Source organism: Actinomadura sp. 7K507 (assembly GCF_004348425.1).
Lineage (GTDB): Bacteria > Actinomycetota > Actinomycetes > Streptosporangiales > Streptosporangiaceae > Spirillospora.
In genome coordinates, this window is the sequence record NZ_SMKK01000168.1 from 1 (window position 1) to 21,566 (window position 21,566).

22 protein-coding genes and 1 pseudogene are annotated in these 21,566 nt (G+C 72.1%); 3 read left to right on the plus strand and 20 right to left on the minus strand.

Annotated features, from left to right (window positions below; genetic code table 11):
- Positions 1–41: 41 nt before the first annotated feature.
- From E1285_RS30790 to gndA, 5 genes are all read right to left on the minus strand, one after another.
- The gene (locus tag E1285_RS30790; protein ID WP_132158079.1) at positions 42–638 is read right to left on the minus strand and encodes an HD domain-containing protein; all 597 of its coding nucleotides are present in this window, start codon (positions 636–638) and stop codon (positions 42–44) included.
- 54 nt (positions 639–692) lie between these two features.
- Positions 693–1,049 (minus strand): hypothetical protein, encoded by a 357-nt coding sequence (locus tag E1285_RS30795; RefSeq protein ID WP_207946946.1) that lies wholly within the window; start codon positions 1,047–1,049, stop codon positions 693–695.
- Between the two features lie 173 nt (positions 1,050–1,222).
- Positions 1,223–1,414, minus strand: coding sequence for a DUF397 domain-containing protein (locus E1285_RS30800; protein ID WP_132158081.1), 192 nt, complete (start codon positions 1,412–1,414; stop codon positions 1,223–1,225).
- 274 nt (positions 1,415–1,688) lie between these two features.
- A complete protein-coding gene (locus tag E1285_RS30805; protein WP_243723162.1) occupies positions 1,689–2,492 on the minus strand; it encodes a DUF6461 domain-containing protein in 804 nt (267 codons plus the stop codon).
- Positions 2,493–2,670: 178 nt separating this feature from the next.
- Complete coding sequence (gndA, locus tag E1285_RS30810) at positions 2,671–4,095, minus strand: NADP-dependent phosphogluconate dehydrogenase (RefSeq protein WP_132158083.1); 1,425 nt, start codon at positions 4,093–4,095, stop codon at positions 2,671–2,673.
- 161 nt (positions 4,096–4,256) lie between these two features.
- On the opposite strand from gndA, the gene E1285_RS30815 reads away from it, so the two are divergent.
- Both E1285_RS30815 and E1285_RS30820 read left to right on the plus strand, forming a co-directional pair.
- The gene (locus E1285_RS30815) at positions 4,257–5,006 is read left to right on the plus strand and encodes a beta-phosphoglucomutase family hydrolase (RefSeq protein ID WP_132158097.1); all 750 of its coding nucleotides are present in this window, start codon (positions 4,257–4,259) and stop codon (positions 5,004–5,006) included.
- A complete protein-coding gene (locus E1285_RS30820; RefSeq protein ID WP_243723157.1) occupies positions 5,003–7,402 on the plus strand; it encodes a glycosyl hydrolase family 65 protein in 2,400 nt (799 codons plus the stop codon). The genes E1285_RS30815 and E1285_RS30820 overlap by 4 nt, the downstream gene beginning before the upstream one ends.
- Here E1285_RS30820 and soxR read toward each other — a convergent pair.
- The 6 genes from soxR to E1285_RS30850 all read right to left on the minus strand — a co-directional run bounded on the left by soxR (position 7,399) and on the right by E1285_RS30850 (position 13,315).
- Positions 7,399–7,953 (minus strand): redox-sensitive transcriptional activator SoxR, encoded by a 555-nt coding sequence (gene soxR, locus E1285_RS30825; RefSeq protein ID WP_132158084.1) that lies wholly within the window; start codon positions 7,951–7,953, stop codon positions 7,399–7,401. The genes E1285_RS30820 and soxR overlap by 4 nt on opposite strands.
- Positions 7,954–8,111: 158 nt before the next feature.
- Positions 8,112–9,929: a phosphoenolpyruvate carboxykinase (GTP) gene (locus tag E1285_RS30830; RefSeq protein WP_243723158.1), complete on the minus strand. Its 1,818-nt coding sequence runs from the start codon at positions 9,927–9,929 to the stop codon at positions 8,112–8,114.
- A 178-nt stretch (positions 9,930–10,107) separates the two neighbouring features.
- Positions 10,108–11,205 carry an ABC transporter ATP-binding protein gene (locus tag E1285_RS30835; protein ID WP_132158086.1) on the minus strand — a complete coding sequence of 366 codons (1,098 nt, stop codon included), beginning with the start codon at positions 11,203–11,205 and terminating at the stop codon, positions 10,108–10,110.
- 76 nt (positions 11,206–11,281) lie between these two features.
- Positions 11,282–12,088, minus strand: a complete 807-nt coding sequence (gene modB, locus E1285_RS30840; protein WP_243723159.1) for a molybdate ABC transporter permease subunit — start codon at positions 12,086–12,088, stop codon at positions 11,282–11,284.
- A gap of 32 nt (positions 12,089–12,120) precedes the next feature.
- The gene (gene modA / locus E1285_RS30845; protein ID WP_132158088.1) at positions 12,121–12,891 is read right to left on the minus strand and encodes a molybdate ABC transporter substrate-binding protein; all 771 of its coding nucleotides are present in this window, start codon (positions 12,889–12,891) and stop codon (positions 12,121–12,123) included.
- 16 nt (positions 12,892–12,907) lie between these two features.
- The gene (locus E1285_RS30850; protein ID WP_132158089.1) at positions 12,908–13,315 is read right to left on the minus strand and encodes a helix-turn-helix domain-containing protein; all 408 of its coding nucleotides are present in this window, start codon (positions 13,313–13,315) and stop codon (positions 12,908–12,910) included.
- A gap of 298 nt (positions 13,316–13,613) precedes the next feature.
- Between E1285_RS30850 and E1285_RS30855 the strand changes: the two genes are divergently transcribed.
- Positions 13,614–14,258, plus strand: coding sequence for a hypothetical protein (locus E1285_RS30855; RefSeq protein ID WP_132158090.1), 645 nt, complete (start codon positions 13,614–13,616; stop codon positions 14,256–14,258).
- 69 nt (positions 14,259–14,327) lie between these two features.
- On the opposite strand, the gene E1285_RS30860 is transcribed toward E1285_RS30855, so the two are convergent.
- From E1285_RS30860 to E1285_RS45830, 9 genes and pseudogenes are all read right to left on the minus strand, one after another.
- Entirely contained in the window at positions 14,328–14,531 is a 204-nt protein-coding gene (locus E1285_RS30860; RefSeq protein ID WP_132158091.1) for a hypothetical protein, read from the minus strand.
- Between the two features lie 178 nt (positions 14,532–14,709).
- Positions 14,710–16,095, minus strand: coding sequence for a ribosome biogenesis GTPase Der (gene der / locus E1285_RS30865; RefSeq protein ID WP_207946947.1), 1,386 nt, complete (start codon positions 16,093–16,095; stop codon positions 14,710–14,712).
- 35 nt (positions 16,096–16,130) lie between these two features.
- Positions 16,131–16,793 carry a (d)CMP kinase gene (gene cmk / locus E1285_RS30870; RefSeq protein WP_243723160.1) on the minus strand — a complete coding sequence of 221 codons (663 nt, stop codon included), beginning with the start codon at positions 16,791–16,793 and terminating at the stop codon, positions 16,131–16,133.
- A gap of 229 nt (positions 16,794–17,022) precedes the next feature.
- Positions 17,023–18,114 carry a prephenate dehydrogenase gene (locus E1285_RS30875; RefSeq protein ID WP_279510107.1) on the minus strand — a complete coding sequence of 364 codons (1,092 nt, stop codon included), beginning with the start codon at positions 18,112–18,114 and terminating at the stop codon, positions 17,023–17,025.
- A gap of 90 nt (positions 18,115–18,204) precedes the next feature.
- Positions 18,205–18,567 (minus strand): chorismate mutase, encoded by a 363-nt coding sequence (gene aroH / locus E1285_RS30880; RefSeq protein WP_132158093.1) that lies wholly within the window; start codon positions 18,565–18,567, stop codon positions 18,205–18,207.
- A 30-nt stretch (positions 18,568–18,597) separates the two neighbouring features.
- The gene (locus E1285_RS30885; protein WP_132158094.1) at positions 18,598–19,329 is read right to left on the minus strand and encodes a pseudouridine synthase; all 732 of its coding nucleotides are present in this window, start codon (positions 19,327–19,329) and stop codon (positions 18,598–18,600) included.
- Positions 19,326–19,901, minus strand: a complete 576-nt coding sequence (gene scpB, locus E1285_RS30890; protein ID WP_132158095.1) for an SMC-Scp complex subunit ScpB — start codon at positions 19,899–19,901, stop codon at positions 19,326–19,328. The genes E1285_RS30885 and scpB overlap by 4 nt, the downstream gene beginning before the upstream one ends.
- Positions 19,894–20,793 carry a segregation/condensation protein A gene (locus E1285_RS30895; protein ID WP_243723161.1) on the minus strand — a complete coding sequence of 300 codons (900 nt, stop codon included), beginning with the start codon at positions 20,791–20,793 and terminating at the stop codon, positions 19,894–19,896. Before E1285_RS30895 ends, scpB begins: the two co-directional genes overlap by 8 nt.
- Positions 20,794–20,926: 133 nt before the next feature.
- Positions 20,927–21,566: pseudogene (locus tag E1285_RS45830) on the minus strand (hypothetical protein); the annotation flags it as partial.

Consider the following 21,566-nt stretch of genomic DNA (forward strand, 5'->3'; position numbering starts at 1 on the left):
ATCCTGCCCCCACCCACCCACTGCCCGCGCCGGACGCCGCGTCAGACCAGCGCGTGGCCGTATCTGTCCGCGAAGGGCTTGAGGGCGGGCTCGCCGAAGTGCTCGCGCATCGCCTTGAACGTCCTGACCTTGTCGCTGCCGAAACGCCGGACGTGGACGGCGTAGGAATCGGCGGCGACGAACGTCGGCGGATCGGTCTTGCTGTGGAACTTGTCCGCGTACATGACCAGCCGTTCCTCGCCGGTCTCGGCCACGTAGTCACCGGCCGGCACGGGCAGCCCCTGCCGCTCGACGTCGTCCCGTGTGATCCCCATGCCGGTGTGACAGGAACAGAACCGGCAGATCACCTCGGGAAAGCCCTCGTCCTGAAGCAGCTCGTGCCCGAGCACACCATGCCGGACGTACCGCTTGTGATCGAACGTCCCTCCGGGCCCGTACAGTCGGTACACGCCGATGTCGTGGAGCAGGCACCCGGCGCGCACGAGGTCCCTGTCGAGATCGCTCCCGGCATCGCCCATGAGCTGCTCAGCGATCTCACACACGATCAGACAGTGCATGTAAACGACCTCGAACGCCTCCCTGCTCGGCGCGTACTTCTCATGCAACGCCCGAATCTCTCCATCCGCCGGAACTCGCACCCCGCAACCCTATGGCTCGGCTCCCCCAGGCATCCTCCGCAGTGCCCCAGTGGGTCAGGGGCTCCGCAGGAGCGGCCGAAGCCGCCGGCACACCATTTCCACCTCGGCCTCGTCCGGTAGGGCCCCGTCACGGAACATCGCCATCTGCAGTGCGGGCCCGAACGCATCGAACCGGTCCATGTCAGCCTTCATCGCGGGCTGCACCACGAAGTGCAGATGCCCCGGCACACCGCCCGCGTGCGACCAGAGGCACACGTAGACCTGCTCCGGCTGGAGAACCTCCGTCACCGCCGCGGACACCCGCCGCAGCAGCGGGCCCAGAGCCTCGCTCTCCGCATCGTCCAAATCGGCGAGCTGAACGACATGCCGCACCGGCTTGACAACCAGCGTCCCCAAGCCGAGCGGACCCACTGAATGCTCGACGACCCACCCCGACGACTCCGCGAGACGTCCACCAGGGAGAGGACGAACCCCGGCAAACAGGTCACACGCAAGACACCCAGGCACAGGTTCCACAGCAGCCACCCTCGAAGAGAACGGCATGAGTAGCCCGCAAATTTACGAATGGACCCGGCCGGTACGTCCTATCGACGGGACCGGACGCACTGGAGAAGGTTCGCCCACTCGCGGCGCGTCAGTTCCAGAACCGGGCCTTCTCCCTTGGCTTTGGTGTCGCGGACGCCGATCGTCCCGTCCACCGCTCGCCCCACCTCCACACATGTGCCGTTGGGCTCGCTGTGGCGTGACTTGCGCCAGTGGGCAAATCGGCTGTTCATGGGGGGTCCCGTCTACTCGTCCGGCTCTTGCGCCGCCTCAGTCAGGAGCATTTCGCTGTCGTCCGGTGACAGCGCCGCCTGCGTGAGGTACTCGTACCTTCGTGTATACAGCGGATTCGTCGAACACGCCTTTATGCTCTGAGTCGGCACGTCAGCGTGACGGCTCGTGGGACGGCGCTGCGCGGTGCACTCCCGCCTCGTCCGCCACCACGGTCGAAGTCCGATGACCTCCTGGCGGAGACGTCGCGGACACCGAGACCACGGTCCAGAACGCCTAGCGCTGGGCGGCCCACAGGAACGCGCCAGCGAGCACCTCGGGGCCTGCGTGGGCACCGTTGGTGATCCTGTCGGCCAGGGCCAGTGCCTTGAGCGCGGGTTTACGGGGCCAGTCACCGGGGTCACTGCCGGGCAGAAGCCCGGCGTCGGTCATCTGCGGTACCAGCAGGTCCGGCTGAGAGCCTTGGCGATCGGCAGGGAACAACGGGTCGAACTCGGTGCGGAGTTCACCGTCGCGGCAGTACAGGAAACGTTCCATGCCGACGGCCCCGATCTGCCAGTACGCCACCGCCTGGTGACCGTCACCGGAGAGTCGCCTGACCGCCGGTGTCGCCTCGGCGGAGCCGCCTCCCGATGGCAGGTAGACCAAAGTCCACTCGCCGATCCGCGCCGCTCCCGTGATGTTCTCGGCCGGGGGTTCTGGCCGCGCCATGACCTGCTCAAACGTCGCGCGGCCGCCGGGCACCGGATGCAGCCAGGTCAGCTTCCGCAGGCAGTCTGGTGCGTCGAGACCGTCGACCCAGATGAGGCAGAACGATGCCGCTCCGAGGAAATGCTGCCATTGCGGGCTTTCAAGCCAGTCGTAGGCGGTAGGTACGCGCGGTGGCAGGAGGCTGTAGATCTCGGCGAGGATTTCGGCGACGTCGTCCCCGGTCGCCTGCTCGTACCTCTCCTGGACGGCGGTCGGGATGCGGCCACGGGCGTTCAGAGCCACGCCGTTCTGTGCGGCCCAGGCACGGAGCCTGACGTGGTAGCCGCGGATTGCGGCGGTATGCGCCTCTCGCCACTCCTGCTCGCTCATGGTCACGTTCACCACGGTAGGGCTCGGCCGAGACATTCCGGGAGCCCTTGGAGCCGCGCAGGAACCCCTGTGTACGCCACGGATGGTGACGTCGCCGGAAGAAATGCGCGAGTGGTCAGGGCAGGCGGCCGGGAAGCCCTCGCGTCGGCGGGTCGGCGCGAGGGCTGGCCCGGGCAGGTCAGGAGGGCGTTTCGGTGCGGTCTTCGCCCCAGAGGGTGTGGTAGGTGCCTTCGCGGTCTGTGCGGCGGTAGGTGTGGGCGCCGAAGTAATCGCGTTGGCCTTGGGTCAGGGCGGCCGGGAGGCGGTCGGCGCGCAGGGAGTCGTAGTAGGCCAGGGCCGTTGAGAAGCCGGGGGCGGGGATGCCGAGGCGGGCTGAGGTGGCGACCACCTCGCGCCAGGCTTGCTGAGCGTCGCCTACGGCCTCGGTGAAGTGGTCGTCGGTGAGAAGGGTCGGGGTGTTCGGGTCTGCCTCGTAGGCGGCGCGGATTCGGTCGAGGAAGCGCGCGCGGATGATGCAGCCGCCGCGCCAGATGGTGGCCATCGCGCCGAGGTCGATGTTCCAGCCGTACTCGGCGCTGCCCGCCTGGATCTCGTGGAAGCCCTGCGCGTACGCGACGATCTTGGAGGCGTAGAGGGCCTTCTCGACGGCGTCGGCGAAGCCGGGGCCCGCGTTCGCGGTGCGGGACGGGCCGGGCAGGTTCTGGGACGCCTCGCGGAGGGCGGCGTGGCCGGAGACGGAGCGGGCGAAGACGGCCTCGGCGATGCCGCCGACGGGGACGCCGAGGTCGAGCGCGGTCTGCACCGTCCAGCGGCCGGTGCCCTTCTGCTCGGCCTGGTCGAGGACGACGTCCACGAACGGCTTGCCGGTGGACGCGTCGGTGTGCGCGAGGACCTCGGCGGTGATCTCGATGAGGTAGGACTCCAGGCGGCCGGTGTTCCAGGTGCGGAAGACCTCGGCGATCTCGGCGGGCGCGAGGCCGGCGGCGTGGCGGAGCAGGTCGTAGGACTCGGCGATCAGCTGCATGTCGGCGTACTCGATGCCGTTGTGCACCATCTTCACGAAGTGCCCGGCGCCGTCGGGGCCGACGTGGGTGCAGCAGGGGGTCCCGTCCACCTTGGCGGAGATGTCCTCCAGGAGGGGGCCCAGGGCCTCGTAGGACTCGGCGGAGCCGCCGGGCATGATGCTCGGGCCGTGCAGCGCGCCCTCCTCGCCGCCGGAGATGCCGGTGCCGACGAAGTGGATGCCGCGTTCGCGGAGCGCGGCCTCGCGGCGGCGGGTGTCGGTGAAGTTGGCGTTGCCGCCGTCGACGATCATGTCGCCGGGCTCCAGGAGCGGGGCGAACTCGTCGATCACGGCGTCGGTCGGGCGGCCCGCCTTCACCATGACCACCAGGCGGCGGGGACGCTCCAGGGAGGACACGAACTGCTCGGGCGTCTCGGCGGGCAGGAACGTTCCCTCGCCGCCGAACTCCTCCACCAGGGCCTTGGTCCGGGTGTGGGTGCGGTTGTGCACGGCGACGGGATGCCCGTGCCGGGCGAGGTTGCGGGCCAGGTTCCGGCCCATCACCGCAAGACCCGTGACGCCGATACGCGCCTTCTGCATTGGCTCACTCCTCCTCGTGTGCGACCCTGACCGAGGGGTTGTACGGAGATCATGATCCCCCCCCGTTCGAGCGGCCGCGGCCCGCATGTTCCGGGGTCGGCCGGGGAACGGGTCGCGCGTTCAGGATCTTTATCGATGGTGTCATTCTCCAGGGGGTGCGGATGCTGGGACTGCCGGACGAGGCGACGGCGTGTCTCTTCGATCTCGACGGGGTGCTGACCCGGACGGCGGCGGTCCACGCCGCCGCCTGGAAGGAGATGTTCGACGGCTACCTGCGGGAGCGGGCACGGCGGTCCGGTGAGCCGTTCACCGAGTTCGACCCGGTGAAGGACTACGGCCGGTACGTCGACGGCAAGAAGCGCGAGGACGGGACGCGCTCGTTCCTGGAGTCGCGCGGCATCGAGCTTCCGGAGGGCTCCCCCGACGACCCGCCGGAGACCGAGACCGTCCGGGGCCTGGGCAACCGCAAGAACGAGCTGGTGCTCAGGTTCATCGACGAGAAGGGCGTCGAGACGTTCGACGGCTCGATCGACTACGTCCGCGCCGCGCGGGAGGCGGGGCTGCGGACGGCGGTGGTGTCGTCGAGCGCCAACACCGTCCAGGTGCTGCGGACGGTCGGCATCACCGGCCTGTTCGACGCGCGGGTGGACGGCGTGACCGCGGCGGAGCGGAACCTGCCCGGCAAGCCCGCCCCGGACATGTTCCTCGCCGGGGCGCGGGAGCTGGGCGTCGAGCCCGGCCGGGCGGTGGTGTTCGAGGACGCGCTCGCCGGCGTCCAGGCGGGGCGGGCCGGAGGGTTCGCCTACGTGGTGGGAGTCAACCGGGTGGACGGCGCGAACGCCGAGGCCCTCGCCGAGCACGGCGCCGACGTCGTCGTGTCCGACCTGTCCGAACTGATGGAGGCCCGGTGACGGAGCGGGAGGGCCAGACCGCGGTGGATCGGCCCCTGTTCATGGTGGAGCCGTGGTGCCTGCGGGAGCCGGAGTTGCGGCTGGACCGGCTGGCGCAGACGGAGTCGGTGTTCACGCTGTCCAACGGGCATGTGGGCCTGCGCGGCAACCTGGACGAGGGCGAGCCGCACGGGATGCCGGGCACGTACTTGAACTCCTTCTACGAGGAGCGTCCGCTGCCCCACGCCGAGACCGCCTACGGCTATCCGGAGATGGGCCAGACGGTCATCAACGTCACCAACGGCAAGGTGATCCGGCTGCTGGTGGACGACGAGCCGTTCGACGTGCGTTACGGCCGCGTCCACCATCACGAGCGGAACCTCGACATGCGGGAGGGGACGCTCACCCGGCACGTGGAGTGGACGTCCCCGGCCGACAAGAGGGTCAAGGTGACCTCGGTCCGGATCGTGTCGCTGACCCAGCGGGCCATCGCGGCGATCTGCTACGAGATCGAGCCGGTGGACGAGGCGGTCCGGGTGGTCGCGCAGTCGGAGCTGGTGGCCAACGAGGCGCTGCCCGGCGGCGGCAAGGACCCGCGGGGGTCGGCGATCCTGGAGAGCCCGCTGGTCGGCGAGGAGCACGTCGCCAACGGGACGAAGGTCCTGCTGCTGCACCGGACGCGGCAGAGCGGGCTGCGGATGGCGGCGGGCATGTCGCACGACATCGAGGGCCCGGAGTCGATGGCGATCGACACCGAGAGCTCGCAGGACGTGGGCCGGCTGACGGTCGCGACGCGGCTCGAGCCGGGGCAGAAGCTGCGCATCGTCAAGTACCTCGCGTACGGGTGGTCGAGCCAGCGGTCCCGTCCGGCGCTGCACGACCAGGTGGTCGGGGCGCTGGCGGGCGCGCGGCTGACCGGTTGGGACGGCCTGCTCACCGAGCAGCGCGAGTACCTGGACGAGTTCTGGGAGGGCGCGGACGTCGAGGTCGAGGGCGACGCCGAGATCCAGCAGGCCGTGCGGTTCGGGTTGTTCCACGTCCTGCAGGCGGGCGCGCGCGCAGAACGCCGCATGATCCCCGCCAAGGGCCTGACGGGGCCCGGCTACGACGGCCACACGTTCTGGGACAGCGAGACGTTCGTCCTGCCGGTGCTGACCTACACCTCGCCCGACGCCGCGGCGGACGCGCTCGCCTGGAGGCACATGACGCTGCCGCTCGCGGTCGAGCGCGCCGCACAGCTCGGCCTAGCGGGCGCCACGTTCCCCTGGCGGACGATCCGCGGCCACGAATGCTCTGGGTACTGGCCGGCGGGTACCGCCGCGTTCCACGTCAACGCCGACATCTCCGACGCCATCGTCCGCTACCTGGACGCCACGGAGGACGTGCAGTTCGAGCGGGAGATCGGCCTGGACATCCTGGTGCAGACGGCGCGGCTGTGGCGGAGCCTCGGCCACCACGACGCCCGCGGCGTGTTCCGGATAGACGGGGTCACGGGCCCCGACGAGTACAGCGCGATCGTGGACAACAACGTCTACACCAACCTGATGGCGCGCCGGAACCTGGAGGAGGCCGCGGAGATGGCGATGCGCCATCCGGACGTGGCCGACCGGCTCGGGGTGGACGCCGAGGAGGCCGCGTCGTGGCGGGACGCGGCGGCGGCCATCCTGATCCCCTACGACGACCGGCTGGGCGTCCACCCGCAGAGCGAGAGCTTCACCAACCACGCCCAGTGGGACTTCGCGGCCACCAAGCCCGACCACTATCCCCTGCTGCTGAACTACCCGTACTTCGACCTGTACCGCAAGCAGGTCGTCAAGCAGGCGGACTTGGTGCTCGCGCTGCACCTGTGCGGGGACACGTTCACCGCGGAAGAGAAGGTCCGCAACTTCGCCTACTACGAGGGCCTGACCGTCCGGGACTCGTCCCTGTCGGCGCAGACGCAGGCGGTCGTGGCGGCCGAGGTCGGCCAGCTGGAGCTGGCGCACGACTACCTCGGCGAGACCGCGCTGATGGACCTGCACGACCTGAACCGCAACACCCGCGACGGCCTGCACATCGCCTCGATGGCGGGGGCGTGGAGCGGGCTGGTCGCAGGGTTCGGCGGGATGCGGGCGGGCCGCGGCCGGCTGCGGTTCGCGCCGCGGCTGCCGGGCGGCATCAGCCGACTGGCGTTCCGGATGCGCTACCGGGGCAGCCGGATCAAGGTCACGGTGACCTCGGAGGCGGCCCGCTACGAGCTGATGGACGGCCCGGGCATCAAGCTGTGGCACCACGGGGAGCCGCTCACCCTCGGGGCCGAGCCGGTCGAGCTGCCGATCGAGCACGTCCCGGCGCAGCCGCCGCCGAGCCAGCCGGCGGGACGGGAGCCGGCCCCGCGCCGCATCGACCCGCACGGCCGCGACCCGCGCCGCAGCTAGTCCCCGGGGCCGCAGGGATCGTCGCAGCTCCCGGCCGCCCCGTCCCGCGCGGGGGGCGCCCCGCCCCGCGCACGGGACGGGGCGTTCCCGGCGCCGTGCCCGACGAGGAGCCTGCGGGGTCCGGGGCCCTCGTCGCCGAGGCGGTCGCCGGGGTTGGCGAGGCCGCACTTGCTGATCGACAGGCAGCCGCAGCCGATGCATTCGGTGAGGTCGTCGCGGAGCCGTTCGAGCTGGCGGATGCGGTCGTCGAGGTCGCTGCGCCAGGTCTCCGACAGCCGCGCCCAGTCCTCCACCGTGGGGGTGCGCTCCTCGGGGAGCGTGGCGAGGGCGTCGCGGATGTCGCTGAGCGGGATCCCGACCCGCTGCGAGACCTTGATGAACGAGACCCTGCGGAGCGTGTCGCGGCTGAACCGCCGCTGGTTGCCCGCCGTCCGGCGGCTGGTGATCAGGCCCTTGGACTCGTAGAAGTGCAGCGCCGAGACCGCCACGCCGCTCCGCTCGGCGAGCTGCCCGACGGTCAGTTCGTGCACCCGGTGCTGAAGCCGCGTCATGCCCCGGATCCTATGCGCCCTCAACCGCGGTCGAGGTTTCCGGGGAGCCGTACCAGCCGCGCGACCCCGACCTGCTGGTGGTCGAGGTTTCCGGGGGGAGCGGTGCGCCCGCCCGCCGAGCGGAGCGGCGGACGGGCGCGGGGACGTGGCGGACCGGGTCAGTGCTCCAGGCGGCGGACGAGGTCGTGGTACTCGTCCCACAGGGCCTTCGGCATGTGGTCGCCGAACTTGTCGAAGTGCTCGGGGACCAGGGCGGCCTCCTGCTTCCACACCTCGGTGTCGACCGACAGCAGCGTGTCGAGGTCGGCGTCGTCCATGGCCAGGCCGTCGGTGTCGAGCGCGTCCCGGGTCGGCAGGTGCCCGATCGGGGACTTGACCGCGTCGGCCTTGCCGTTGAGCCGCTCGACGATCCACTTCAGGACGCGGCTGTTCTCGCCGAAGCCGGGCCAGATGAACCTGCCGTCGGCGCCCTTGCGGAACCAGTTGACGTAGTAGATCCGGGGAAGCTTCTCGGCCTCGGTGGCCTTGCCGATCTCCAGCCAGTGGGCGAAGTAGTCGCCCATGTTGTAGCCGCAGAACGGCAGCATGGCGAACGGGTCGCGGCGCAGCTCGCCGACGGCGCCCTCGGCCGCGGCGGTCTTCTCGGACGCGACGTTGGCGCCGAGGAACACGCCCTGCTGCCAGTCGAACGACTCGGTGACCAGCGGAACCGCGGAGGCACGGCGGCCGCCGAACAGGATCGCCGAGATCGGGACGCCCTTGGGGTCCTCCCACTCGTCGGCGATGATCGGGCACTGCCCGGCCGGGGTGGTGAAGCGCGCGTTGGGGTGCGCGGCCGGAGTGCCCGAGTCCGGCGTCCAGTCGTTGCCCTTCCAGTCCGTGAGGTGCGCCGGCGGCTCGTCGGTGAGGCCCTCCCACCACACGTCGCCGTCGTCGGTCAGCGCGACGTTGGTGAAGATGCTGTTGCCCCACAGCGTCTTCACGGCGTTGGCGTTGGTGCTCGCGCCGGTGCCGGGCGCGACGCCGAAGAACCCGGCCTCCGGGTTGATCGCGTAGAGGCGGCCGTCGTCGCCGAACCGCATCCAGGCGATGTCGTCGCCGATCGTCTCGACCTTCCAGCCCGGGATGGTCGGCTCCAGCATCGCGAGGTTGGTCTTGCCGCACGCCGACGGGAACGCGGCCGCGACGTAGCGGGTCTCACCGGCCGGCGGCGTCAGCTTCAGCACGAGCATGTGCTCGGCCATCCAGCCCTCGTCGCGCGCCATCGTGGACGCGATCCGCAGCGCGTAGCACTTCTTGCCCAGCAGCGCGTTGCCGCCGTACCCGGACCCGTACGACCAGATCTCCCGGGTCTCGGGGAAGTGCGTGATGTACTTGGTGGAGTTGCACGGCCACTTCACGTCCGCCTGGCCGGGCGCAAGCGGGGCGCCGACCGAGTGGACGGCCTTGACGAACGACCCGCGCTCCTCGATGAGCCGCAGCGCGCCCTCGCCCATCCGCGTCATGATCCGCATGGACACGGCGACGTAGGCGGAGTCGGTGATCTCCACGCCGAGCTGCGAGATGTTGCCGCCGAGGGGGCCCATGCAGAACGGCACCACGTACATGGTGCGGCCCTTCATGCAGCCGTCGAAGAGACCGTCCAGGGTCTGCTTCATCTCGGCGGGCGCGACCCAGTTGTTGGTGGGACCGGCGTCCTCCTCCTTCTCGGAGCAGATGTACGTCCGGTCTTCCACGCGGGCCACGTCGGTCGGGTCCGAGGCGGCGTAGAAGCTGTTCGGCCGTTTGGCCGGGTCGAGCCGCACGAGGGTGCCCTGCTCGACGAGGAGGCCGGTCAGGCGCTCCCACTCGGCGTCCGAGCCATCGCACCATTCGACGCGGTCCGGCTTGGTCAGCTCGGCGATCCCGCGCACCCACTCGATCAGTTCGGTGTGGCCGGTTGGGGCCTGGTCGAGGCCGGAGACCTGGTTGGACACGGGCAACTCCTTCAGCTGTTCGCAGGATCTTTGCATGATGAACAAGACCCGCCGTTTTAGCCATTTGGTCTGGACCAATCCCGTCCGCTATTGGCCCTTCCCTGCCGCTTTTGTGGCTGATATCACTTGCGTACGACCGCTGGGGGCCGCGTGCCACCATGCGCCGGTACGGATACGGTCAAGCAGGGTAAACATGGGTCTCGGTGGCCTTGACGGCCGCCCACACGAGGCTGCCCTCGACCAGATGGAGCTCCGCGACGGCCGCCGGGGTCACCTCCGCGACGGCGTCGAAAGGCGGCCCGGCCAGCTGGACCCGGACGCGGTCGCCCTGCCGCTCGACGGCGGCGACGCGGGCGCGCCACAGGTTGCGGGGGCTGCCGTCGGGTCGGGTCCGGTACAGCGCCACCGAGGATGGCGCGAAGGCCAGGAAGACCTCACCTTCGAGCGAGTCCACAGTGTCGAGCGTCCGGGCACCCTCGCCGATCGGCCCCTCACCGGTCAGCCCGTCTCCGGTCAGCCCCTCACCGATCAGGACGGAACCGGCCTCGGCGCGGCCCCGGTACAGGTTCAGCCCGACCAGGCGCGCGACGTAGTCGGTGCGGGGACGGCGGGCCACGTCGGCGGGTGTCCCCTCCTGGACGAGGCGCCCGCCCTCCACGACGACGATGCGGTCGGCCAGCACCATCGCGTCCAGGGGGTCGTGAGTGACGAGGACGGCCGCGCCGCCGAAACCGGCGAGGTGGCGGCGGAGCGCGGCACGGATCTCCAGCCGCGTGTGGGCGTCGAGGGCGGCGAGCGGCTCGTCCAGCAGGAGCAGGCCCGGCTCGACGGCCAGCGCCCGCGCCAGCGCGACGCGCTGCGCCTGCCCGCCCGACAGGGCCCGGGGCCGGGCGGACGCGAACTCCGCGAGCCCGACGCGCTCCAGCCAGTCCGCGGCGCGGCGGCGGGCGGCGCGGCGGCCGGCGCCCTGGCAGCGCGGCCCGAACGCGACGTTCTCCAGAGCGCTGAGGTGCGGGAACAGCAGGTAGTCCTGGAACACCATGCCGATGCCGCGCCGGTCGGCCGGCAGCCGGCGCAGGTCGCGGCCGCCCAGCCGCAGGTGGCCGCCGGACGTCGGGACGAGCCCCGCCAGGGCCCGCAGCGCGGTGCTCTTCCCCGCCCCGTTCGGGCCCAGCAGCGCCACGACCTCCCCGGGCTCGGCGGTGAGCGCCAGGTCCAGCTCGAACGCGGCACGCCGCACGATCAGGCGCGCGTCCAATCCTCGGCCCGTGCTCATCTGGAGGCGCTCATCACGATCAGGCGCGCGTCCAATCCTCGGCCCGTGCTCATCTGGAGGCTTTCATCTGAGGCGCTCATCTGGAGGTGTCCATCCAGCGGCCCCGGAGCGCGGCCAGGACGACGACCGACACCGCCAGCAGGACGAGGCTCAGCACGATCGCGGCCTGCGGATCGGTCTCCAGCGCCAGGTAGACCGCCAGCGGCATCGTCTGCGTCCGGCCGGGGAAGTTGCCCGCGAACGTGATCGTCGCGCCGAACTCCCCGAGCGCCCGCGCCCAGCACAGCACGGCCCCGGCCGCGACGCCGGGCGCGACCAGCGGCAGCGTCACCCGCCGGAAGACCGTCCAGCGGCCCGCGCCGAGGGTCGCGGCGGCCTCCTCGTAGCGCAGGTCGGCGGCGCGGAGCGCGCCCTCGACGCTGATCACCAGGAACGGCATCGCGACGAACGTCCCGGCCAGCACGACCCCGGCGGTGGTGAACGGGAACGTGATCCCGAACGTGGAGTCCAGCCACCCGCCGATCAGCCCGCGCCGGCCGAGCACCAGCAGCAGCGCCACGCCGCCGACCACCGGCGGCAGCACCAGCGGCACGGTCACCAGGGCCCGGACGAGGCCGGCGCCGCGGAAGGGGACCCGGGCCAGCGTCCAGGCCAGCGGGACGCCGAGCAGCAGGGACAGGCAGGTGGCGAGGGTGGCGCTGACCAGCGACAGCCGCAGCGCCTCGAGCACCTGCGGCTGCGCGAGGCGGGTACCGAGCGTGGACCACGGGGCGCGGACGAGCAGCCCGAGCAGGGGCAGCACCAGGAAGGCGAGCCCCGCCAGCGCGGGCAGCAGCAGGATCCACGGCGGCCGGCCGGGAAGCCGGTCGGCCTCCGGCGCCACGGCCCTCCTCGCCGCCCCTCTCACGGCCCCTTTCACGGCGTCTCGAATCCCGCCTCGTTCAGCGCCGTCCTCCCCCGCTCTCCGAGCACCAGCCGGATGAACTCCTTGGCGAGCGCGCTCTGCGGAGCGCCGGCGACCTCGGCGATCGGGTAGTCGTTGACGGCCTTCACGGACTCGGGGAACCCGATCCCCCGGACCTCCTCCCCCGCCGCCTCGACGTCGGTGCGGTAGACGAGCCCGGCGTCGGCCTCGCCCAGGCCGACCTTGGTGAGGACCGCCCTGACGTCCCGCTCCCGCGACGCCGGCTCGACCTCGACGCCGGCCGCGTCGAGCGCCTGCTCCGCGGCGGCCCCGCAGGGCACCTGCACGGCGCACAGGACGACCTTGAGCCCGGCCCCGGACAGGTCGCCGATCTCGTGCACCCTGCCCGGATTGCCCTGCGGGACGGCGATGACCAGGCGGTTCCGGGTGAACACCTGCGGCCGGCCGGCGGCATCGCCCGCGCCGGTCACCGTCTTCATGGTGGCGGGACTCGCGGACGCGAACACGTCGACCGGCGCGCCCTGGGTGATCTGCTGCGCGAGCGTCGAGCTGCCGGCGAAGTTGAACCTGACCCGCACGCCCGGACGCGAGCCCCCGAACGTCTCGCCGAGCCGGGTGAACACCTCGGTGAGCGAAGCCGCCGCGAACACGGTCAGCGTCCGGCCGCCGCCCGTGCCGGACGAGCCGCCGTTCTCGACGTCGCCGCACCCCGCCACGACCACGGGCAGCAGGGACACCGCGGCCAGCGCGCGCTTGGACATGATCCTCCCTGGGGCGTCAGCCCTGCTCCGACACCTCGACGACGACGTTGGTGGACTTCACCACCGCCTCGGCGATCACGCCCACCTCCAGCCCGAGATCGTCCGCCGCCTCACGGCTCATCAGCGACACGACCCGGAACGGCCCGGCCTGGATCTCCACCTGCGCCATCACGCCGTCGCGGGCGACGTCGGTCACGATCCCCCGCATCCGGTTGCGCGCGGAGGAGAACCGCTCGCCCTGGTCGGACGGGCCGGTCCCGCGCGCCTGGTCGCGCACGAACGCGGCGAGCTCGGCTCCCGGCACCCGCCGGTGACCGTGCTCGTCCCGGGACGCGGGGAGCCGCCCGCCGTCCACCCAGCGCCGGACGGTGTCCGCGCTCACCCCGAGCAGCGCGGCCGCCTCACTGATCCTGAACGTGGCCATAGGACACAGCGTAGCGCTCTCGCAGATACGAGGCGAAGGGGGTCAAGCATGCAAAGGATGCGAGGAGGATCACTCAATGGCTCTCGCAGATGCGTCACGGCTGCCCGCCGTCCCGGTGCGCGGCGCGGGCCCGGCGAGGGAGATCGTCGCGTCCGGTGATCCGGCCGGTCGTCCCGCACGTACACGATGGTGATCTCCACGGCCTTTGCGGCGCCTTTGCGCGGCCGTGTCAAGTGCTTTGGTCCGGGTACTGGGTGGTTCAAGAACAGAATCACACGCCCGGTCAGGAGGAATGATCATGACTGGGACCATGCGCGCACCGCGCACCCGCGGCGTGCTCAGCGGAACCCTGCTGGTGCTGCTGGGCCTGTGGGGCGGGCTCCTGCCCTTCATCGGCCCGTACTTCGGCTTCGGCTTCGCGCCGGACGACACCTGGGTCTACGACACCGACCGGCTCCAGCTCGCCATCGCGCCCGCGGTCGCCGTCGTGCTCGGCGGGCTCATCGTGCTCGCCGTCGCCAACCGCGCGCTCGCGATGCTCGGCGCCTGGCTCGCCGCGCTCGGCGGCGCCTGGTTCGTCGCCGGGCACACCGTCGCGGCGCTGTGGGACGTCTCCGGCGTCGGCGCCCCGCTCGGATCGGGCGAGAGCCAGCGGATCGCCGAGCAGCTCGCCGGGTTCACCGGCCTCGGCGTCGCCATCGCGTTCCTCGCCGGGCTCGCGCTCGGCCGCTTCGCCGTGGCCGGCGCCCGCGAGACCGCTCCGCCCGCGGCCGATCCGGAACATCCGTCGCCGGGCAGCACCCAGCCCCTCGTCTACGGCCGCTACGCGCGGGAGAACCCGCCCGGACAGGGCCCACCCCCGCAGGGGCCGCCCCCGCAGGGGCCTCCGCCTCCGCGCCCCGGCGACCAGCCCGTCGCGGGCGAGCCGCGCTACGAGAGGTAGGGACGGCCTCCGGCCGGCGGCGTGCGGTCCCGTCCAGGGGTTCGGGGCCGCACGCCGTCCCCGCTAGCGCTAGCGGTCGTGGTTGCGCATGTTGCGGACGGACTTGGTGGTCTCGTAGCTGCCCCGCTCGTCGTCCAGCCGCACGTCGTCGCGGTCGGTGAACATGGCCACGAAGGCGACCAGGAGGCCGACGCCGCCGATCCACGGCTCCCGCCAGGCGAAGCTGAGCGCCACGCAGACGGCAGCGACGGACATGAGCAGCAAGAGCTTCACGTGGCACCCCTCGACCCGCGCCTGGTGTCCGGGAGCCCCGGCCACCCCGGCTCGTATGTGCACTATCCGCGAGATCAGCGAGTAATGGAAGACTTACTCGCTGCCCGCAGAATGCATCCTGACATGCCACGGCCCGCCCGGGAAAGATCCCCGGCGAGCCACGTGCCGAATATTTCCGTTACTTACGGCCCTTGCCGCGCTTCTCCCGGATCTTCATCGCGATGTCGAGGGGCGTCCCGGCGAAGCCGAACTCCTCGCGCAGCCGCCGCTCGATGAAGCGCCGGTAGCCCTCCTCGAGGAACCCGGAGGTGAACAGCACGAACCTCGGCGGCCGCACCCCCGCCTGCGTCGCGAACAGCACGCGCGGCTGCTTGCCGCCCCGCACCGGGTGCGGATGCGAGTTCACGAGGTCGGCGAAGAACTGGTTCAGCTTGGACGTCGGGACGCGGGTGCCCCAGCCCTCCAGGGCCGTCTCGATGCCCGGCACCAGCTTCTCCATGTGCCGGCCGGTCTTGGCGGAGACGTTCACCCGCGGCGCCCAGCGCGCGTTGTGGAGCTGCCGGTCGATCTCCCGCTCCAGGTAGTGGCGGCGCTCCTCGTCCAGCAGGTCCCACTTGTTGTAGGCCATGACCAGCGCACGGCCCGAGTCGATCACCATCGAGATGATCCGCAGGTCCTGCTCGGCGAGCGGCTGGTCGGCGTCCACCAGCACGACCGCGACCTCGGCGCGCTCCAGCGCCGACTGGGTGCGCAGCGTCGCGTAGAAGTCGGCGCCCTGGTTCTCCCGGTGCCGCCGCCTGATCCCCGCCGTGTCGATGAACCGCCACGTCTTACCGCCGAGTTCGATCAGCTCGTCGACCGGGTCGCGGGTCGTCCCGGCCACCTCGTCCACGACGGCCCGCCGCTCCCCCGCCACCTGGTTCAGCAGGCTCGACTTGCCGACGTTCGGGCGGCCCAGCAGCGCCACCCGGCGCGGCCCGGACAGCTCGCCGAACGTCTCCGGCGGCGCCTCCTGCGGCAGCGCCGCGAGCACCGCGTCGAGCAGGTCGCCGCTGCCGCGCCCGTGCAGGGCGCTGACCGGGTGCGGCTCGCCGATGCCGAGCGACCACAGCAGCGCCGCGTCGGATTCGGCGGCCACGCCGTCGACCTTGTTCGCGACCAGCACCACCGGCTTGCCGGACCGGCGCAGGATCTCCACCACGGCCTCGTCCACGTCGGTGGCGCCGACGGTCGCGTCCACGACGAACATCACGACGTCGGCCAGCTCGACGGCCAGCCGCGCCTGCTCGGCGATCGCCGCGGCGAGCCCGGACGAGTCCGGTACCCATCCCCCGGTGTCGACGACGGTGAACCGCCGGCCGCTCCACGTCGCGTCGTAGGCGACCCGGTCGCGGGTCACGCCCGGCACGTCCTCCACGACGGCCTCGCGGCGGCCGAGGATCCGGTTGACCAGGGTGGACTTGCCGACGTTCGGCCGCCCCACCACCGCCACCACCGGCGCGGGCCCCGCGTCCTCGGGGACGTCCTCGGCGACGTCCACCGTCTCGATCTCGTAATCGCTCACTGTTCCGTCCCCGCGGGCGCCGTCAGGCGGCCCGCTCACTCCTGCTCTTTGGCGAGGCGGACGATCGCCTCGATGACCTCGGCGAGGCTCAGCTCCGTCGAGTCGATCTCGTGCGCGTCGCCCGCCCTCGTCAGCGGCGACGCCTTCCGGGTGGAGTCCAGCCGGTCGCGCCGCGCCTGCTCGGCCTGCGTGACCGTCACCGACGCGCCCGGGTCGGCCAGGAGGTCCTTCGCGCGCCGCTGGGCCCGCGCCTCCTCGCTGGCGGTCAGGTACACCTTGACGGGCGCGTCCGGCGCGACGACAGTGCCGATGTCGCGTCCCTCCACCACGATGCCCCCGGCCCCGATGATCTCGCGCTGCAGCTCGACGAGCCGGGTGCGGACCGCCGGGACGGAGCTGACGGCGCTGACCGCGTTCGTCACCTCGCGGGTGCGGATCGGGCCGGACACGTCCGCCCCGCCGACCGTGATCGCCGGCGCGTCCGGGTCGGTGCCGCACTCGATGACCGGTTCGAGCGCGCGGGCCGCGACGGCGCTCCCGTCCTCGACCGGCACGCCGTTGTCGAGCATCCACCACGTCATGGCGCGGTACATCGCACCGGTGTCCAGGTAGCGGAGCCCGAGCGCGCGGGCGACGCCCTTGGACGCGCTGGACTTGCCCGACCCGGAGGGTCCGTCCATGGCGATGACGAGCGGCACGATCGCTCCCTCTCTGTGTCGCGTTGAGGCGCCCCTCGGCGTGCGGCCGCGGGGCGGATCGGGCGGCGCTCATCGCCGCACCGGCGGGCGGTTCCCCCCGGACGAGCCCCGGCGAACCAGGCTACCGGCCCGCGCCCACTCCCCGCGCCGCACGCTCCCGGCCCGCGCTCGGTCAGGGGCCGCGCCCATTGCGGACCGCTCGTCCGGCCGCGCGTCAGCCGGCGGTGCGTCAGCCGGGGACGGACCAGCCGCGGGCGCGGAGTTCGGCGGCCAGGCGCTCGGCCTCCTCCGGCACCACCGCCAGCTCCAGGACGCCCAGCGGGCGGCCCGGCGAATGCTCGATCGCCACGTCCTCGATGTTGACGCCCGCGATCCCCGCCGCCTGGAAGATCATCGCGAGCTCGCCGGGGCGGTCCGGGATGACCACCTGGACGGTCGCGTAGGAGGGCTGGTCCCCGCCGTGCTTGCCGGGGATGCGGGAACGGCCGGCGTTCCCGCGCAGCAGCAGGTCCGCGACGTGGGCGGCGGCCTCCTCGCTGCCGTCGCGCAGCAGCGACGCCGCCACCGCGAGGTCGGTCGCGACGGCCTCCAGCACGTCGGCGACCGGCGCGGAGTTCGCCGACAGGATACCGATCCACAGCCGGGGGTCGCTGGCCGCGATGCGGGTGACGTCCCGGACGCCCTGCCCCGACAGCCCGAGCGCCACATCGTCGGCGCCGGTGAGGCGGGCGGCCACCGCGGCCGACACCACGTGCGGGCCGTGCGACACCAGGGCGACGGCCCGGTCGTGCTCGACGGCGTCCACCCGCACCGGCATCGCGCCGCACGCCTGCGCGAGGCCCGTGACGGCCTCGACCGTCTCCGGCGTCGCCTCCGCGGGTGCGCACAGCGCCCACGGACGGCCGAGGAACAGGTCCGCGCGGGCCGCGGCCGGACCCGACCGCTCGCTGCCCGCGAGAGGGTGCCCGGCCACGAACGTCGTCAGGTCGCAGCCCAGCTCGGCGGCCTGCGCCAGCGGCAGCGCCTTCACGCTCGCCACATCGGTGTAGGCGGTGGCGAGGCCGCGCTTCTGCGCGTCCAGCAGCGTCACCGCCACCGCCGCCGGCGGCACCGCGAGCACCGCCAGATCGGCGGGCTCCTCGTGCGCGCCGTCCGGCATCGCCTCGCCGGCGCCCAGCTCGACCGCCAGCTCCAGCGCGGCCGCGTCACGGTCGACCAGCAGCACCTCGGCGCCGCGCTCCCGCATGGCCAGGCCGATCGACGTGCCGATCAGTCCCGTCCCGACCACGATGATGCGCCGCGCCACCACGTCCTCACTCACGCCCAAACCCTACTGCGCCCCACCCACTGCCTTGCGCTACTGCGCCCTGCAACATGCCTCGCTCCGAACATGCCTCGCTCCGCTCGGGCGCTACTGCGCGATGTCCAGTCGGAGGGCCGTGGCGCCGCGCAGGTAGACGTGCTGGACGTCCGCGCGGGGAAGGTCCGTCTCGATGTGGGCCATCAGCCGGATCACCCGGGGCAGCGCGCCGGGGACGGCGATCTCCGACGCGCACAGCAGCGGCACCTCGTGGAAGCCGAGCTTGCGGGCGGCGAGCGCCGGGAACTCCGCCGCCAGGTCCGGCGTGGTCGTGAAGATGACGCTGATCACGTCGTCGGTGCTCAGCTCGTTGCGGGACATCACCTCGGAGACGAGTTCCGTCGTCGCCTCCAGGATCTGGTCCCGGTCGTCGGCCTCGACCTGTGTCGCCCCGCGGACCGCGCGTACCGCCACAGCCGTTTCCCCCTCCTCGTGTCCGCCGGCCTACAGCCCGACGGCCTTGTACAGCTCGCCGACCTCCTGCACGGTCAGCGCCCGCATCGTGCCCGGCTTCAGCTGACCCAGCTTGATCGGCCCGAACTCTATTCGGGCGAGCTGCTGGACGGGGAAGCCGACCTCCTTCAGCAGCCGCCGGACGATGTGCTTGCGCCCCTCGTGCAGGGTGATCTCGACCAGGATGCGCTTGCCGACCTGGTCGAAGATCCGGAACTTGTCGGCCTTGGCCGGGCCGTCGTCCAGCGTCACCCCGGCCCTCAGCCGCCGGCCGAGGTCGCGCGGGATCGGCCCGTGGATCTCGGCCAGGTAGGTCTTGTTGACGCCGTAGCTCGGGTGGGTGAGGCGGTGCGACAGCTCGCCGTCGTTGGTGAGCAGGATCAGGCCCTCGGTGTCGGTGTCCAGCCGGCCGACGTGGAACAGCCGCTCGGGCACGTCGACGTACTCGGCGAGGGACTTGCGGCCCCGCTCGTCCGACATCGTGCTCACCACGCCGAGCGGCTTGTTGATCGCGTAGTAGCGCATCTCGGCGCGGGTCTCGACCCGCTTGCCGTCCACGTGGATGACGGCGCTCCGGGGGTCGACACGCTCACCGAACCGGAAGATCTTCTTCCCGTCGACGGTGACGCGGCCTTCGCCGATCAGCTCCTCGCAGTGGCGGCGGCTGCCGATCCCGGCCTCGGCCAGGACTTTCTGCAGCCGTACGCCCTCGTTCTCGGTCACGTGTCCTCAACTATGTCGTCTGGCAGGTCATCGGGCAGGAAGGGGGCGAGCTCGGGCAGCTCGTCGAGGTCGCGGAGCCCGAGCCGCTCCAGGAAGTAGCCGGTGGTGCGGTACAGGTGCGCCTGGGACTCGGGGTCCTGCCCCGCGTCCTCGACCAGGCCGCGCAGCGTCAGCGTGCGCATCACCCCGTCGCTGTTGACGCCGCGGATCGCCGACACGCGGGCACGGCTCACCGGCTGCCGGTACGCGACGACGGCGAGCGTCTCCAACGCGGCCTGCGTGAGCCGCGCCTGCTGCCCGTCGGTGACGAACCGCTCCACCACCGGGGCGCACACGTCCCGGGTGTAGAACCGCCAGCCGCCGGCGACCTCCCTCAGGTCGAACCCGCGGCCCTGCTCGGTGTATTCCGCGGCCAGCGCCCGCAGCGTGTCCGCGATCTCGCCGCGGGGACGTTCCAGCAGCTGCGCGAGCGTCATCTCGGTGACGGGCTCGTCCACCACCAGCAGGATCGCCTCGATCGAGGCGCGCAGCCCCGGGAGCTCCGGCGCGACGGCGCCGGGTTCCTCAGTCATCGTCTCCCTCGTCCCTCTGGTCCTTCTGGTCCTTCTGGTCCTTCTGGTCCTTCTCGTCGTTCTCGCCGTTCTGGTCGTTCTTCTTGGGGGCGCCCTCGTAGTCGTCGCCCACCTCGACGTCGCCCTCGTCGGCGCCGATCCAGGTGACGTTCAACTCGCCGAGCGGCTCGGGCTGCTCGAACGTGACGTTCTGGTCCCGGTACAGCTCCAGCAGCGCCAGGAACCGGGCGACGACCTCGTAGGTGCCCTCGGCGTCGGACGCCAGGACGCGGAACGTCGTGACGCGGAGCCGGCGGAGCCGTTCCACGACGATCGCGGCCTGCTCGCTGACGCTGGCCTTCGGCTGGTAGATGTGCTCGACGGAGACCGACGGCGGCTCCTTGGGCGCGAAGGCCCTGGCGGCGACGCGGGCGAACTCCTCGGGCCCGAGGCCGAGCAGCACCTCCGGGAGGAGGTTCGCGAACCGCGGCTCCATCGGCACGACGCGGGAGAACCGGCGGCTCGCGTCGGCGATCCGCCCGGCGAAGTCCTTCGCGACCTCCTTGTAGGCGCGGTACTGGAGCAGCCGCGCGAACAGCAGGTCGCGGGCCTCCAGCAGCGCCAGGTCGTCCTCGTCGTCGACCTCGCCGGACGGCAGCAGCCGGGCGGCCTTGAGGTCGAGCAGGGTCGCGGCGACGAGCAGGAAGTGGCTGGCCTGGTCGAGGTCCCAGTCCTTGCCGTAGGAGTGGATGTGCGCGATGAAGTCGTCGGTGACCTTGTGCAGCGACACCTCGGTGATGTCGAGCTTGTGCTTGGAGATCAGCCCGAGCAGCAGGTCGAACGGCCCCTCGAAGTTGTCCAGGTGGACGCGGAACCCCTGCTCCTCCCCCTGCTCCGGCGACGTCTCGTCCACGTCGCTCACGGTAGCGGAGGTCACCTCCCGCGCTGTGCTCACCGGCCACATCGTCCCATGCGCGGCGCGCCGCCCGCACCATGACCGGTCACGAGCGGTGACGGTGCGGGCGCCCCGGCGTCCTATCGCCGGGTCAGCCGCCCGCCCCGGTCATCGTCTGGACGAGGCCCTCCGCGTCCGACCGGGTGAAGTCCCCGGAGATCATCACCTCACCGCCGGTGATGGGGCCGTCGGTGACCATGGGCGCGGAGATGACCTCCCCGCCGACGATCATCGCGATGCGCCGGCCCTCGGTCTCCTGCGGCCGTGCGGCGGCCTTGCCGGTCAGCCGCCCGAACGCCGCCCCGTCGGAGGGGGTCAGCTTCAGCTGGACGGACCAGCGGCTCTGGCCGTTCCCCGGCCCCGGCGGCACCGCCGCGATGCGCTCGACGCGGTTCACGGCCATGCGCTCGGGTCCGAGCCGGTAGCAGGCGGCGCCTCCGGTGTCCGGGACGGTCCCGGACCCGCACGGCGGCTGGGACGTCTCCTCGACCTGCTGGAACGTCAGCGGCTCGCGCAGGTCGGCCAGGCCCGCCTCGCCGCCTGTCCCCTCACCGCCGGCCCCGTCACCGTCGCCGAAGGCGTCGCGCAGGACCAGGAAGACCGCGGCGCCCGCCAGAAGGAGGCCGAGCGTCAGGAGGCCGGCGACGATCACCAGCCGTTGCCCGGCCCCGCCGGTCGGAGGCGGCGGCCCTCCGGGGGGCGGGAACCCCGCGTGGGGCGGCTCGTACGGC